The sequence below is a fragment of the Spirosoma lacussanchae genome (assembly GCF_005870035.1).
Lineage (GTDB): Bacteria > Bacteroidota > Bacteroidia > Cytophagales > Spirosomataceae > Spirosoma > Spirosoma lacussanchae.
Window position 1 is genome coordinate 111,484 of the sequence record NZ_SWJG01000012.1, and the last position, 14,790, is coordinate 126,273.

The window sequence follows — 14,790 nt, forward strand, 5'->3', positions numbered from 1 at the left end:
AAGCCGGTTGGTATACAGTTTATTATCAGACACCAACCGGTTTTAACCAAAAGGTTATTAACCTAACAATTCAGCTTTGTAACCGGCCTGCTGAACCGCCTGTTGAATCTGCTCGGCTGACACTCCATCTGCCTGTATCGTCAGCACTTTATTAGGGCTGGCCGTATCGACCTGCCAATGCTGTGCACCAACCGTTTTATCTAAAAATGGGGTTACAGTAACGATACAGCTGCCACACTTGATGTTTGTTTTAAACTGAATTTCAGATTGCTTTGTCGTTTCCATTTGTTTCACGAATTATCGGGTGAACTATAGACAAAGGTCTGCTATTCATAACCCGGATGCATTACACAATTTCGGGCAGTGCTTGTAAAATCTGTCGGTCGTTAGTTCATCCCAACGGGAGCAGTAACCAACCTGTGCGGTTTCTGGCCCATTCGGGCATCCCGGAGGGCCAAAAAATGAGCGGGTGGCAAGCCCCGCTCGGCATCTAAGTGCCTGATTAGATGGGCTTCGTCCTGATAGCCAGTTTGCCGGGCTACTTCAGCTATTGTTGCGTTGGAGTACGTGAGCCGTTCAATGGCCTTGTCTAAGCGTTGTAGCACGACATACCGACCGAACGTCATCCCTTCGGTCGCCAGAAATAAATCGTTAAGCTGTTCATAGGGGCAACGGGTCTGTTCGCTGAGGTGTTTTAAGAGGCTCCGAAGCGGTAGTGACCATTGGGCCAGACTATTCACTAATACGTTTTGGGCGTGTTCGATTACCTGCTGCTCCCGCTCATCCAACAGAAAAACTCCCCAGATACCAAGCAGAGGCTCCAGCTTGAGCCACAACCCCGTCTTCTTTATTGTAATCCTCCCCGGACGAATGGCGACGACCCGAAACCCGGCTTCCGAAAGTTCGTACCGAACACGTTGTATCAACCCGCTGCTGGTCAGTCCTTTAACCAATATAGTAGTCAGGCTGCTATTTATGTCTCCTCTCTCCCTGTTCATCAAACAAAAATGGGGAAACGAACCGGCTTTTGTTCTACAAAATTTTGGCCTGTCTTTACAGTTTTTTGCGAAATGAGCTAATCCAAAAATTTTACAAGTCTACCGTTGAACAACCGCGTCAGAGTAAGGTTCAAAACAGGTAGAAATAACATATTTCTTTTAACGAATTTGCCATGAAAAAGACAATCATTGCCTTTACGTTCTCGCTGCTGTTGGTTGGCGGAGGGTTCGCTCAAACCCAGAAACCCGCAAAAGCGGCCAAAAAACAGGCTAAGGCGACCAAAAAAATGGACCATAGTACCATGAAGATGAATGAAAAATCTGGCTCGATGCAGGGTATGGACCACAGTAAAATGGATCACAGTAAAATGAAGATGAAGAAAGATTCCTGAACCCACACAACGCGGCCCGGTCAAGTAGTTGACCGGGCCGCGTCCGTAACTGATCATTTCGACCGTCTATATCCAGTCCAGCGGGTTGCGGTCGGGTGCGTTCAGGTCGCGGTACGTAGCGGGGGTCAGGCCGGTTACCTGTTTGAATTGATTGGACAGATAGGATAAGCTGCTATAGCCTAACTGCGTGGCAATTTCACTAATTGACAACTCCCGATAACTCAACAATTCTTTGGCCCGTTCGACGCGCTGCATGATCCAAAACCGCTCAATAGTGATGTGTTCGGTGGTCGAAAAAATATGGCTAAGGTGGGCGTAGTCTTTACCGAGTTGTTGGGAAAGATAATCAGACAGGGTAATATTCAACTTCGCAATCTGTCCGCTTTGAATAAGGTCGATAATCAGTGATTTAATCTGGTTAACGGTTCGGGCGTTCCGGTCGGTCAGCAGCTCAAAGCCCAATGCCGCTAATCCCTCCTCCAGCACATCCAGCTCAATCAGGGTTCCTTCCACAGCCGCCCGGCCCAGTTCGATATGGCGAACCACGTACCCCTGTCGTTCGAGTTCCTGCCGAACCGCCCGCACGCAGCGGTCGCAAACCATGTTTTTGATATGAAGTTCCTGAATGGCCATTATAGACAAATTTTTGCGCCCGGCCATCCTGAGAAATGGCCAGGCGCAATCCCTTAAATTACTTCTTTCACCGAACCGCACTTCAGCATCTTGTCGCCATAATACGGGTTGCGAACTTCTTTTTTGTCGCTCAACCAGGAGGCTCCTTTACCGTTGGCAGCCATCGGGCAGAACTGCACGTAAGACTTGGCGGGTTTGGTGGCTTTGGCCAGCGAAATCATGCTGGTCGAGAGCATCTCGAACTGCGCCCGCTGATCGTCCACATCGGTTGATTTACCGATGGCAGCAGCGTGAGTTTTGGCCATCGCTAAGGCTTTCTTATCGGTGGCTGAGAGTTTAGCAGCCTCGACCTTGCTCAGGGCTGCGGTCAGCGAGGTTGCCTGCGCTTTGGCTTTGGCCGCATCAGTAGCAACAAGTGCGTCTTTTACGCCGTAGTAGGCGGTCAGTGCGGGGGCAGTGTCCTGCGCCGAGGCAGCCGCCGAAAAAAGGGAGAGACTCAAAGCCGCCACAGCGAACCGCAAGGCGGAGAAACGACTGGTTTTCATCCGTATTAAAAAATTAAGTGAAACAAAATGGTAAACTAAAATTGATTTAGGTGACTTTTTTTTGATGTTAACTAACCCGGAAGTTGAGCATCATGCCGTCGTCCTCGTGTTCGAGATTATGGCAGTGGAAGACGAATGTGCCGGGCTTCGTAAACTGAGCGATAATGCGAACCCGCTCACCAGGCATAACCAGAACGGTATCCTTCCAGCCCTTTTCGGTGGCATTCAACGCATTTCGTCCACCTACCCGGTTCAACACCTGGAAAAACGTTCCGTGCAGGTGCATGGGGTGGGGTTCGTCGCCCTTGCTGTTATCGAACTCCCAGATTTCCGTATCGCCGAGTTTAACCGACTCGTCAATCCGGCTGCTCAGGTACGTTTTTCCGCCAATGGTATGCATACCGCGCATCGCCATGCCGTTCATGCCTTCCATAGAAATCCCAATGTCGAACAGGCGGGTTTTGGTCGCTGAAGCCGTTGAAAGGGGCAAAACCGTTCCGAGGGTCGCGGGCATCTGAAACGGGTCGGTTTCGGCTTTATTGACCGTAAACTTGAGGATATTGAATGCCTGCCCGCCCTGCGAGGTGGCCCCGGTAAAGGAGTTACTTTTCAGAAACACGTCGGTTCCTACGGCGACTTTGCCAAAATCAACCAGCAGATCGGCGCGTTCGCCCGGTGATAACAACAGAGCCGTGACCTGTTCGGGGGCAGTCAACAGACCACCATCGGAGCCAATAATCCAGAAGGGGGCGTTGTTGCTCAGAGCCAGGTTATAGATTCGCCCGTTGGAGCCATTGACCACCCGTAGCCGGTACATGCGGGTCGATACCGTCTGTACGGCACCAGCAACACCATTGACGATGATAGTTTCGCCCATGTAGCCAATCATCACATCGTCTATACTGGGATTATAAGTAGGCGCACCGTTGCCGTCTAAGCGTTTGTCCTGGATCACCATAGGCAGTTCGTAACTGCCCGATGGCAGGTTTAGGGCGCGCTCGGCGGGGGTCTCGACGATAATCATGCCGGCAAGCCCCAGATTTGCCTGTTTGCCGGTTTTTTCATGGGGGTGGGGGTGATACCACGCCATGTTGGCAGCCTGATTCAGCCGAAACGTATAGGTGAACGCCCCCCCCGCTTGTACTAACTGAGTCGGATGGCCGTCCATCTCGGCAGGCACCAGCAGCCCGTGCCAGTGGATATTCGATTCTTCGTCTAAGTTGTTGGTGAAGCGTAACGAAACATCGGAGCCATTCTGTACCCGAATCGTTGGCCCGAGCATACCGCCCCGATACCCCAGCACTCGGGCATTTTTACCAGGCAGAATGGCATCAATGACCGATTTGGCCGTTAACTGACCGGTGTTCGTAATCGTTTCAGGAAACCGAAGGGGTGTCGTGAATGGAATTTCGGTTACCGACGGCCCCATGTTTTCCATGCCGGGAGTCATGTTCACGGCCGACATATCGTGGGTATTGCAACCCGTCAGCAGCGATGAGCCGGTAACAGACGCAACGGCTCCCAAACCAAGTGTCTTTAAAAAGTCCTGTCGATTCATGACGGAAGTGTAATTGGTTTAGGGCGATTAACTTTCTTTCGTCGGAGTTGGGGCGAGGAAACAAAATAGAGCGCGAACCCTGACGTGATGGTTAACAGGCCCAGAATAGAGAAAGCCCGCAGTAAGCCGTTGTTGATGTCGTCGCGGCCTTCGTAGTCCATCGTGTGCAGCATCCACAACAGGTCGAATATTCGCCAGGGATCGGTGCGAACGCTCTGCACGGTGCCCAACTGAGCCGCCACATATACCGTCGCGTGCGCCGGTTGCCGAAACGTTATGGCGTAGGCAGGCAGGGGTTTTTCGCGGTATTCGTGGTGGCCGTTGGTACTTGTCAGATACTCGACTCGCTCGACGGTAGATGGCCCCGCGAAGCGTTGTCTGGCTAACGCAGTAGCCTCCGCCTGCGTCAGTTCACCCCGGAGTTGTCCCGTCGCTGCGTCAGCTAACTGCACCTGCGCCATCGCGTGACCATTGCCATGTTGCATTCGGTAGTTTAGCTGGTAGATAGGCTGGTTCAGCACCTCAATAAGGGCTATGTTCAGGATAGAATCGACACCTTTTTGCTGCAAAGACCGAAGTGGAACCGACGGGGAAACCAGCGACATCGAAGCCGACAATCCGACAGCCGGGCGTTTGAGGTGGTCACCGTGGATGTCGTCCAGATTCGACCAGCTAAAATACAGCCCGCCCACCGTCCAGAGCAGAAACTGGATGCCAATGAACACCCCCAGGTAGCGGTGCGTTTTGCGAATGCGTAAATGCCAGGTTCGATTCATTCTCACTTACTTAGCTTCCTCTGGATGTTTGTGTTCGTGTCGATTTCCATCAGCAGCCCCTTCTTCATGCTGTTCGAGGTATGCCCCGCGCGGCCCAATACCGTACTGGTACGTCAATGCTCCGCCCTGATGCCCGGCCAGCCCTACGGCAATACCGGCCCCGACGAGGGCAATTGCCGTAACGCCCTCCAGCCACTTCAGCGGTCGCCAGAGCGTTACGCCTTTCAGCAGCGTACCGGCCAGCCCCAGCCAGAGGGTGTAATCGGCATAGGTTTCGTGGGTTTCTAAGGCTACCTGAGCAGCCTCGCTCAACCCATCCGTATGCGGATGCACAAACGTACCAGCCACGTATGCCCCCGCCGTTCCACCAAGGGCAACCAGGAAGGTCAACCAGTTCAGCGGACTGGATGGTCTGATCAGGGCAACCAGTTGCAGCAGCGCGGCCAGCAACAGCAGGATGATGGGCGCATGAACAACCATCGGGTGATAGGTTGGGTAGTCCGCTAAGGGGGCAGGCATGGGGGCCATTGCCTGCACCTCGTCCATGTGCATACTATCGGTAGCCATACCCGCGTGAGTCATCGGCCGGGCCGAGGTCATGGCCGAATCGTGTCGGGCCGAGTCTATGGGAGCTTTCTTCTTTTTGTGGCCGCCATGCCCAAAACTGAATTGTACTGACCCAACTAAAAGCAGCAGTACCCAGATGATGTGTCGTTGTCTCATAATCGTAGTATGTGTTAGCTAATCAGCCCGTATAAAAGGGACCTTATTATCCAGATTTATTGCTTATGTGTGTGCCCAGCCTGAAAGCAATGCAACGCACAAGCCGAGCCTTTGTAGCTGTCGTGTACGTTACCGATCTTTTTACCGTTCGCATCAACGATGTCGCAAGTCTCATCGGCGTTGTCCTTAATGGTGAACATCAGGTCGCCGTTGGCATCCATGTATGTTTTGCCATCTTTCCCCATGCGACCCATTTTTTTACCCGTTTTGGCATCTACTAAGTTGCCTTGCCCATCCACGAAAGCGATTTTCTGGCCCTTAGCATCCATAATCATCCGGTCTTTGGAAACCGTGCCAACCGTAGCGCCGGTGCCGTCTTTAACCTGCCCACTGGCATTGATGCTCATGGGATTTTTGTAGTTGGCTGACTGGGCCAGCAACAGCGAAGGCGTGCCCAACAGCAGGGCGAACAGGGCAAAAAACAGGGATTTGGTTTTCATCGTATTGTCGTTTGATTAATGTAGGTTGGTTTGACTGCATAGTACAAGGCCATTGTTCCAAAAAGGGTGTTGACTTGTCCGGTCTGAGTAATCTGCCGAAAACCACCATCGTAGAGCATATTTGGTATAAGCCCGCGTCCATTTGCCCTGGTTGTATCAAAACCGTCAAAGAGTTGAAGCCCGTAGAACAGCAGCCGCATGGCATCGTTGGCGGGTTCCCCCCAATCCGCTAAGGCAAGTGCGCCACCCGGTATCAGCACCCGCCACATCTCCCGGATTGACTGTTTTTTGTCTGTATCCGACAAGTGATGGAGCAATAAACTACAGGTCACAATGTCCATGCTTCCATCGGGATAAGGGAGGGCCGTCGAAAGTCCCTGTTCCAGTGTCACGGGCCACCCGGCGTGGGCGTGTTTTTGCCTGGCTATTGCCAAAACCGTCTCGTCACCATCAAGACCAAAAACGCTGGCATCAGGAAAGAGCCGATGCAACAGCAGAGCTTGTGTCCCCGTACCGCAACCGACATCCAGTACGTAATGCGGCTTTTGATCCCGTATTGGGTCAAGCAACAGCATTCGGAAAAGGTCTTCCCGCATAGTCAGGGCCATGATTTGGTCGTAAAACCGGGTCAGGCTGTTCCAACGCAGGGCTGGTTTGTAAGTCGGAGACAGCGTTTTCATAAAGTCACAGTTTCTTCTCCCACCCGGCAATCAATTGATTGTTCAGCGTGACGAACTCGGTAAACTTCTTTTCGGCGGCTAATTCCGACGATTTGCGGGCTACAGCAATGGCCGTTTTATAATCGCCTGTTTGTGCCAGCAACTTAGCCTGGAGGTGCAGGTAGTTGAAGGCCGGTTTGAGGGTGGCGGCTTTAGTGGCCCAGGCCAAAGCCTGTTTCGGGTCTTTACCCGCGTCGAAATAATACAGGGCCGACTGGTAAAATACGCCCGGCTCCTCGTCGGTAGCCGAGGCTGTGCGCTTCAAAATTTCGGTCGTAATCCGGTCGTCGGCATTGCTCACGAGCGGGAAATGAACTGACGTATTGGCCCAGGTCAGGTACAGGTTGGCCTGATTTTTCACGACATCCTGCACCTCGATGGTGAACGATTCGTAGAACCGCGCCGACGAATCAGGTTTGACGGCAAACCGCAGCACATCGTTTTTTGCGTCGTAGCCCGTCGTGCCGTGCCCTTCGGTGTAGGAATTCAGGATCACCGTCCACTCAGTGCGAGTGGGAATGGTGAAGAGCGAATACTTCCCGGCGGGCAGCGGTTTTCCGGCTACAGTCATCGGGTCGGAGATGGTCAGGATGGTGGCATCCGACGCGCCGGTGCGCCACAACTCGCCGTAGGGAACCAGCTTGCCGAAGATGACCCGGCCCTTCACCGCCGGGCGGGAGTAGTTGATCGTCAGGTCGGTAAAGCCGATTTTCTGCATCACCGTAGCCGATGGCGATGGTTCGGGCATACTCAGTTGGGCCGACGCGGGCCGGGCCATTAAGCCAGCCAGCAGGGCAATGGCCAGCATTGATTTTGTTAAGGAATTGGTCATGTGAATTGGTTAGATTAATACTTAAGCACGATGCCGTTGGGCTTCTTGCCAACTGAAATGTCTTTGATTTTAGTGCGCTTGGCTACGTCCAGAACAGACACCGTTGCGGCTCCCTGATTGGTGATATAGGCCGTGGCTCCGTCTTTGGTGAAAACAATAGCGTGGGCATCCAGGCCCGTCATAACCTCGCCCATCTTCATCCAGGCTCCATTCATTCGCTCGAAAATGACCACTTTATTGCCCGTTCCGGCCTGACTGACCCAGAGTTCGTTCCGGGTGGGATGATAAGCGGCATAACCCGGTGTAAAGCCCAGTTTCACGGTTTCGACCACCGATAGCGTGTTTACGTCAATGACGCTGATGCTTTGGCCTTTTTCATTATCCACGTACATTCGGCCATCCGCGCCCGGCCAGGCACCAACCGGGTCTTCACCAACGGCAATGGTCTTCGCCACCGACTTGTCAGAAACTTTAATGACAGACACTGAATTGCTCATGCCGTTAGCAACAAACGCATATTGCCCATTGGACGACATCGTTACCTCGGCGGGTTCCATACCGACCGTAATGGTATTTTTCAGAGCCATTGTACTGGCGTTATAAACCAGTACCTTGCCCGTCATATCCATTTGGGAAGTCCAGATTTCAGTTCCATCGGCGGAGAAAACGGCGTTATGGTTCATCACCGGAGTTTGCTGGTTTTGGGCTGTTTGGCCCGTTACCGGGTTGACCACCAGTACGCGGCCATTCATTCCGGTTGTTCCCCCCGTATGCCCGGCACTGAGGTCCATGCCCGGCACACCGATGCCCAGTTTGCTGCCATCGGGCGAAAGGTAAATATGGTGCGGCCACATAATCATGTTGCTCATGTTCATGCCGGTCATAGAAGCGTCCCCAAACGAAATAGTTTCTTTCACCTGTTGCCCGGTTAAGTCAATAACCGACAGGCTGTTTCCCTCAGCATTGACCACGTAGGCGGCTGGGTAGTTGATGTTCAGCATTGGCTGAGTTGCGTTCATGTTGTCCATGTTCATGCAACCTGCCAGGGGGATAAGCGGCAGTAATGCCACCAGTTTAGTGTACTTAGTCATTGTTTTAGTAGGTTTGTTGAATTTTATAGAAATACCGGACAACCTTACGTCGGATGTATATCCGAACAGAAATAAGACGATGCCAGGTGGAGAGACTACATGCCAAAAGCCGCAGACCAAGACGCACTGATGCGTCTGCCAGCGGTAATGGCACGAACGAATCGGCTCAGATAAGCCAACTACAGAGAGAGGTTAATCGGAAACGCCCGGATCGGATTAACGGATCGTCGGGCTGTTGGGGAGCAGAGGAAGGCTCACTAATCGGTAATAACACGGATAGGAACCGCGCTAACTGGGCAAAAGAGGGAAGATCACTGATAATCGGGTTCACCTCGATAGCGTGAACAGCGTTCGATTGTTCGGTTTTTAAGTGTTCATACCGAGCGACTTCCTTACAACAGGGTGTTCTGTGAATTGTCCGGGTTGATTTGTCCTGCGGACAGGCGGCTTCCTCTGAACAGGCTTTTAAACACGCCTTGGGCATTAGGTGGCTCTCGACCTTCTTGCCACTCATTAGGCACCAGTGGTCCACCACGACGAAACCACTGCTGGCAAACAGCACGGACCCCGCCAGCCACAAACACAGCAGACGAGTAAACCAGGACCGATGGACAACAGGGTTTTTCACGCTGCAAACATAGGGGTTATTCTGAATAGGTAGTGTTGTAAGATTTTCAGAGTGTCTTATAAAACTTTTCGTTTGTCTGTCAAGGTCAGCTGTTTACTCCTATTATCCTATCGAGTGGTCTGGGAAGAAAAACCTTACTTCATACAACCTGTTAATCACGTAGAAACAAAACCTCAAATTTATTTTAAGTATGACAACTGCCTTAGCCCCTCAACAGTATCAGGATTGCATCGAAGCCTGTCAGGCCTGCGCTGTCAGCTGCGATGCCTGCGTCGAAGCCTGCCTTTCAGAACAGGACGTAATGATGATGGTGGACTGCATCCGGCTCGACCGTGACTGTGCTAAAATCTGCTATACCGCCATCTCGTTTATGGCCAGTGGTAGCGCACACGCGGCCGATGTGTGTCAGCTTTGCGCCCACATCTGCGAAGCCTGCGCCACCGAGTGCGAAAAACATGCGGCTCACATGGACCACTGTCGGCAGTGCGCCGAAGCCTGCCGTCGGTGTGCCGAAGCCTGCCGCAAGATGGCACAGGGGGCGCATAGTATAGCCGCTTAATCAGTTTCCCTTTCTGTCAAAAAGCCCGTAATAGATCGTATTATGGGCTTTTTGATTCAGAGATGTACTATTTTCATCATCACTTGTCCGTCGGCTTCCCAAACGCATATGGCTACCTGATCGGTCAGCGCGACGCTCGGTAGCTGGCCTTTGCCAAGGTTGATCGGATCATTTCCATTACGCTTTAGCCAAACTATACCCCCTTCATCCCAAACTACAGCAGTATCTGACGGGCCGGTTGCAGCCGTTATATTTCGACCTGTACCAATGGCTTGTTCGGCTTGACCCGGTTGGCAGGTAAACAAGGTATTTTCTCGTCGCCAGACAGTTAGTGGCTGACCTGATGGCGACAACGTCACCGCACCGCCATCCATTGGACATGCGTTTAGTTGCCAAGTTCCAGAACCAAGTTTTTGCGCCGGAGCAAAGGTCGCTCCGCCATCAGCCGAGTGGGCCAGGTACAAATCACGGGAGCCATTAAGCCAGTTTCGGAACTGGATATACACTTCATCTCCTATGGCGGCTATCGAGACTTTGCAGCATTCACAAACAGTTCCACTGGGTGAACGATACACTACCCGGTTTGCCGACCAAGTGAGCCCTCCATCGCGGGAAGTGGCCATTACAATTTTGTTCCGTTTGTCCTCCCGCAAATCGAGCCAGGTTGCATGAAATACCTCCGGCGACGCACTGGCTATCGACTGGAATCCTTCTTTGGCTACTTCCGGTACATCATTGATTTGCACGGTAGGAAACCACTTACCCGTTTGCCGGTCAAGCGAGTAGGCGAACAGATTACCCGCTCGATTGACAGCGGTGATGACAACGTATTTTTCAGTTACTGCTATCTGTGGCCCTCGTTTGGCCCCAGCGACTAATTGTGATAACGTCGCTACTGCAACCGGTGGGCTGAATTGATAGGATTGTTTGTCTGCGACGGCGTAGTAGATAGTTGAGTCCTGACCATAGACCAAATGCACTATTCCGTTTTCTTCGGATGTAACGACGGGAAGATGTCCCTTTGCAAAACATAAATCACTCTTAATAGCCTGACTGAAAACGCCAGAAAAACACAGTAGTAACAGAGCTGATAGTAGGTAGCGCATAAGTTTTGTCAGATACTTTGTTAATAAGCAGTCATTGCGGATATTTTAATAACATACTGATCAGGATTCCATTTTTGACTCCCTGTTGCACAAGCATTTGTCGTACCTTTGCCCTTGTGAAGTGGCTGACAACCCTACTGGCCTTTTATCTGCTGGCTCTCTCGCTCTGGCCTTGTACAGATGAACCCTTACCGACGACCGGTCAGGCAGGTCGGGTTATGGTCGCGTCGGCCACACCGACCGAATCGGAGCAGGCGCACCACCACGAGCAGGATGCCTGTTCGCCGTTCTGTATTTGCGCCTGCTGCGCGGCTACGCTGACGGTCGCCCCCCGATTCCAGTATTCACTTTCTCCCTCCGTCGAAAATGCACCGGCTGCGGTAGCTGGGTTTAGCTACGCTTCGGAACACCCCCTCGACCCCATTACGGCCATCTGGCAACCCCCTCAGCTTCAGGTCTGAACACCCTCGCCGTTTGCGATGGACTGCCCGGCTATGCCCTGAAAAGGCGTAGTCAGGTGGTTTTTGCGCGTTCGGCATCTTCCTATTGTCCATTTGTTCAGACACGATCATGCTGGATCGCATCATTCGATTTTCCATTCAGAATAAGCTTATCATCGGGCTGTTCACCCTCGCGCTCATCGTGTGGGGTGGCTATTCGCTGACCCGATTGCCCATCGATGCCCTGCCCGACATCACCAATAATCAGGTGCAGGTCATCACCCAAAGCCCGGCCCTGTCGGCCCCCGACGTGGAACGGCTCATCAGCTTTCCCATCGAGCAGACGATGGCCACCCTGCCCGATCTGGTCGAGGTACGGTCCATCTCCCGTTTTGGCTTATCGGTCGTCACCATCGTCTTTAGCGATGCGGTGGATGTGCTGGTAGCCCGCCAACAGGTCTTTGAACGCCTGCAACAGGCCCGCTCTCAAATACCAGCCAATGCCGGCGACCCCGAACTGGCCCCCGTCACCACGGGCCTCGGCGAAATCTATCAGTACGTTATCCGGGCTAAACCCGGCTACGAGAAACGCTACGGGGCGATGGAGCTGCGCTCGATTCAGGATTGGATCGTTCGCCGGCAGCTATTGGGAACGAAGGGGGTGGCCGACGTCAGCAGTTTCGGGGGCTTGCTAAAACAGTACGAAGTGGCCGTTGACCCACAACGGCTCCGGTCTACCGGGGTAACGATGGATGAGTTGTTCCTGGCCCTCGAACGCAATAACCAGAACGCGGGTGGGGCTTACATCGACCGCAGGCCCAACGCCTATTTTATTCGCTCCGAGGGACTGATCGGGACGCTACAGGACATTAGCAAAATCGTTGTGCGCCGAACCGATGAAGGCGTACCCGTGCTGGTGCGCGATGTGGCCCAGGTGCAGTTGGGGAGTGCTATCCGCTACGGGGCCATGACGCGAAATGACGAAGGCGAAGTCGTCGGAGCCATCGTCATGATGCTGAAAGGAGCTAACTCGTCCGAAGTAATTGGCAACGTCAAGGCCCGCATCGAGCAGATCAAAAAGTCGCTGCCCGAAGGGGTCGAGATTCACGCTTTTTTGGATCGCACCCGGCTCGTCAACCGCGCCATCGGCACCGTCGAGCGGAATCTGATTGAAGGAGCCCTGATCGTCGTCTTCGTGCTGGTACTCATGTTGGGCAACTGGCGGGCGGGCCTGGTGGTGGCCTCGGTCATTCCCCTGTCGATGCTCTTTGCGGTGAGTCTGATGAACCTCTTCGGCGTTTCGGGCAACCTGATGAGTCTGGGGGCCATCGACTTCGGGCTGATCGTGGACGGGGCCGTCATTATCGTCGAGGCTACCCTGCACCACATCGCCCTGAAGAACTACCGGCACACCCTCACGCAGGCCGAGATGGACGAGGAAGTGTATGAATCGGCCAGCCGCATCCGCTCGTCGGCAGCGTTTGGGGAAATCATCATTCTCATCGTGTATTTGCCCATTCTGGCCCTGGTGGGCATCGAAGGCAAGATGTTTCGGCCCATGGCGCAGACGGTCGCCTTCGCCATTGCCGGGGCGTTCATTCTTTCCCTGACCTACGTGCCGATGGTGTCGGCCCTGCTGCTGAGCAAGAAGCCCGTGCGGGAAGGAACGCGTACAATCTCTGACCGCATTATGGCCTTTTTCCATCGGCTTTACGACCCGGTTATTCGGTGGACACTGGGCCATAAGGGCATCGTCGTCGGGCTGTCGGTCGCCCTCTTCGCCGTGGCCCTGTTCATCTTCAGCCGCTTAGGGGGCGAGTTCATTCCCCAGTTGGACGAGGGTGATTTTGCCGTCGAAACCCGCGTGATGACCGGTTCGTCGCTGGCCCAGACGGTTGAGGCCACTCAGCAGGCGGGTGCGTTACTCAAGAAAGCGTATCCCGAAGTAGTTGAAGTGGTCGGTAAGATTGGGGCCAGCGAGATACCGACTGATCCGATGCCCATTGAAGCGGCTGATATGATGGTGATTCTCAAAGACCGGAAGGAATGGACCTCGGCCAGCAGCCGGGAGGAATTGGCGCAAAAAATGCAGGCAACCTTAGCGCGGATTCCCGGCGTGAGTTTTGGGTTTCTGCAACCCATTCAGATGCGCTTCAGTGAGCTGATGACGGGCGTGAAGCAGGACGTAGCCGTGAAACTCTACGGCGAGGATCTGGGCATTCTGGCCGATTACGCGGCCCGCATTGGGCGAGTGGTTAGTACGGTGCCGGGCGCGAAAGATCTCTACGTCGAGCAAGTGTCGGGCCTGCCGCAGATTGTAGTCCGCTTCGACCGCGATGCGCTGGCCCGTTTCGGGTTGAGCATCGAAGAAGCCAACCGGTACCTACAGGCGGCCTTTGCAGGGGCCTCGGCGGGGCTGGTCTACGAAGGGGAACGACGCTATGACCTGGTGGTTCGTTTGCAGCAGCAAAGCCGCCAACGGCTCGAAGACGTGCAGAACTTGTTGGTATCAACAGTCGATGGTCAGGCCGTACCGTTAAGCCAGATCGCCGATGTATCGTTTCAGAACAGCGTCAATCAGATTCAGCGCGAGAACGCCCAACGGCGCATCACGGTGGCCTTCAACGTGCGCGAACGCGACGTGGAAAGCGTCGTGCGCGAGTTGCAGCAGAAGCTGGACCGTCAGGTGAAGCTGCCCCCCGGCTACTACGTGACCTACGGCGGTCAGTTTCAGAATTTAGAGGAGGCCCGTGACCGGCTCAGTATCGCCGTACCGGTGGCCCTCGGCCTGATTTTCCTCTTGTTGTTCTTCACGTTTGGCTCGGTGCGGCAGAGTCTGTTGATTTTTTCAGCCATTCCCCTTTCGGCCATCGGGGGCGTGTTCGCGCTCTGGCTCCGGGGGATGCCGTTCAGTATTTCGGCGGGGGTGGGCTTCATTGCCCTGTTTGGCGTAGCCGTGCTCAATGGCATTGTACTCATCGGTGAGTTCAACCACCTTAAATCCGAAGGACAGACGAACCTTGGCGACATTATTTTGCAGGGCACGGCCACGCGCCTACGGCCCGTGATGATGACCGCGCTGGTGGCTTCGCTGGGCTTTCTGCCGATGGCACTGGCGACCACCGCCGGGGCCGAAGTGCAGCGGCCCCTGGCGACCGTCGTCGGGGGGCTGCCCACATTCGTACGAAATGTTCCATCAAGAAACCTACATACATCAGCTAGCTTTCTGGCTGGCACGTATGTAGGCATACAGCGTGGGCTTACTAATAGCTAACAGCTCGCAAATCTTT

15 protein-coding genes and 1 pseudogene are annotated in these 14,790 nt (G+C 53.7%); 4 read left to right on the forward strand and 12 right to left on the reverse strand.

The features are described from left to right. Positions 1-57: 57 nt before the first annotated feature. Both FBR45_RS25000 and FBR45_RS25005 read right to left on the reverse strand, forming a co-directional pair. Positions 58-285, reverse strand: a complete 228-nt coding sequence (locus FBR45_RS25000; protein ID WP_138507205.1) for a heavy-metal-associated domain-containing protein — start codon at positions 283-285, stop codon at positions 58-60. 101 nt (positions 286-386) lie between these two features. Next, positions 387-998, reverse strand: a complete 612-nt coding sequence (locus FBR45_RS25005) for a helix-turn-helix domain-containing protein (RefSeq protein WP_246082387.1) — start codon at positions 996-998, stop codon at positions 387-389. Positions 999-1,171: 173 nt separating this feature from the next. Between FBR45_RS25005 and FBR45_RS25010 the strand changes: the two genes are divergently transcribed. Continuing rightward, complete coding sequence (locus tag FBR45_RS25010) at positions 1,172-1,390, forward strand: hypothetical protein (RefSeq protein WP_138507206.1); 219 nt, start codon at positions 1,172-1,174, stop codon at positions 1,388-1,390. A 66-nt stretch (positions 1,391-1,456) separates the two neighbouring features. Here FBR45_RS25010 and FBR45_RS25015 read toward each other — a convergent pair whose 3' ends face one another. From FBR45_RS25015 to FBR45_RS25055, 9 genes are all read right to left on the reverse strand, one after another. Beyond that, positions 1,457-2,023, reverse strand: coding sequence for a helix-turn-helix domain-containing protein (locus FBR45_RS25015; protein WP_171044962.1), 567 nt, complete (start codon positions 2,021-2,023; stop codon positions 1,457-1,459). Positions 2,024-2,076: 53 nt separating this feature from the next. Next, positions 2,077-2,568, reverse strand: a complete 492-nt coding sequence (locus FBR45_RS25020; RefSeq protein WP_138507208.1) for a DUF3347 domain-containing protein — start codon at positions 2,566-2,568, stop codon at positions 2,077-2,079. 67 nt (positions 2,569-2,635) lie between these two features. Continuing rightward, entirely contained in the window at positions 2,636-4,126 is a 1,491-nt protein-coding gene (locus tag FBR45_RS25025; protein ID WP_138507209.1) for a multicopper oxidase family protein, read from the reverse strand. After that, entirely contained in the window at positions 4,123-4,902 is a 780-nt protein-coding gene (locus tag FBR45_RS25030) for a hypothetical protein (protein ID WP_138507210.1), read from the reverse strand. The genes FBR45_RS25025 and FBR45_RS25030 overlap by 4 nt, the downstream gene beginning before the upstream one ends. A 6-nt stretch (positions 4,903-4,908) precedes the next feature. Continuing rightward, the gene (locus tag FBR45_RS25035; RefSeq protein WP_012931293.1) at positions 4,909-5,625 is read right to left on the reverse strand and encodes a DUF2231 domain-containing protein; all 717 of its coding nucleotides are present in this window, start codon (positions 5,623-5,625) and stop codon (positions 4,909-4,911) included. 56 nt (positions 5,626-5,681) lie between these two features. After that, a complete protein-coding gene (locus FBR45_RS25040) occupies positions 5,682-6,125 on the reverse strand; it encodes a 5-fold beta-flower protein (protein ID WP_012931292.1) in 444 nt (147 codons plus the stop codon). Then, positions 6,122-6,805, reverse strand: a complete 684-nt coding sequence (locus FBR45_RS25045; protein ID WP_012931291.1) for a class I SAM-dependent methyltransferase — start codon at positions 6,803-6,805, stop codon at positions 6,122-6,124. The genes FBR45_RS25040 and FBR45_RS25045 overlap by 4 nt, the downstream gene beginning before the upstream one ends. A gap of 4 nt (positions 6,806-6,809) precedes the next feature. Continuing rightward, positions 6,810-7,676 carry a DUF2911 domain-containing protein gene (locus FBR45_RS25050; RefSeq protein WP_012931290.1) on the reverse strand — a complete coding sequence of 289 codons (867 nt, stop codon included), beginning with the start codon at positions 7,674-7,676 and terminating at the stop codon, positions 6,810-6,812. A gap of 14 nt (positions 7,677-7,690) precedes the next feature. Beyond that, positions 7,691-8,767, reverse strand: a complete 1,077-nt coding sequence (locus tag FBR45_RS25055) for a YncE family protein (RefSeq protein WP_012931289.1) — start codon at positions 8,765-8,767, stop codon at positions 7,691-7,693. Positions 8,768-9,585: 818 nt separating this feature from the next. On the opposite strand from FBR45_RS25055, the gene FBR45_RS25060 reads away from it, so the two are divergent. Next, the gene (locus tag FBR45_RS25060) at positions 9,586-9,954 is read left to right on the forward strand and encodes a four-helix bundle copper-binding protein (protein WP_012931288.1); all 369 of its coding nucleotides are present in this window, start codon (positions 9,586-9,588) and stop codon (positions 9,952-9,954) included. Between the two features lie 56 nt (positions 9,955-10,010). Here FBR45_RS25060 and FBR45_RS25065 read toward each other — a convergent pair whose 3' ends face one another. After that, the gene (locus tag FBR45_RS25065) at positions 10,011-11,060 is read right to left on the reverse strand and encodes a sialidase family protein (protein WP_138507211.1); all 1,050 of its coding nucleotides are present in this window, start codon (positions 11,058-11,060) and stop codon (positions 10,011-10,013) included. Between the two features lie 116 nt (positions 11,061-11,176). Here FBR45_RS25065 and FBR45_RS25070 point away from each other — a divergent pair, with 116 nt between their 5' ends. Together FBR45_RS25070 and FBR45_RS25075 are read left to right on the forward strand one after the other, a co-directional pair. Beyond that, the gene (locus tag FBR45_RS25070; protein ID WP_138507212.1) at positions 11,177-11,521 is read left to right on the forward strand and encodes a DUF6660 family protein; all 345 of its coding nucleotides are present in this window, start codon (positions 11,177-11,179) and stop codon (positions 11,519-11,521) included. Between the two features lie 109 nt (positions 11,522-11,630). Then, a pseudogene (locus FBR45_RS25075) lies at positions 11,631-14,672 on the forward strand (efflux RND transporter permease subunit); the annotation flags it as partial. Positions 14,673-14,790 lie beyond the last annotated feature (118 nt).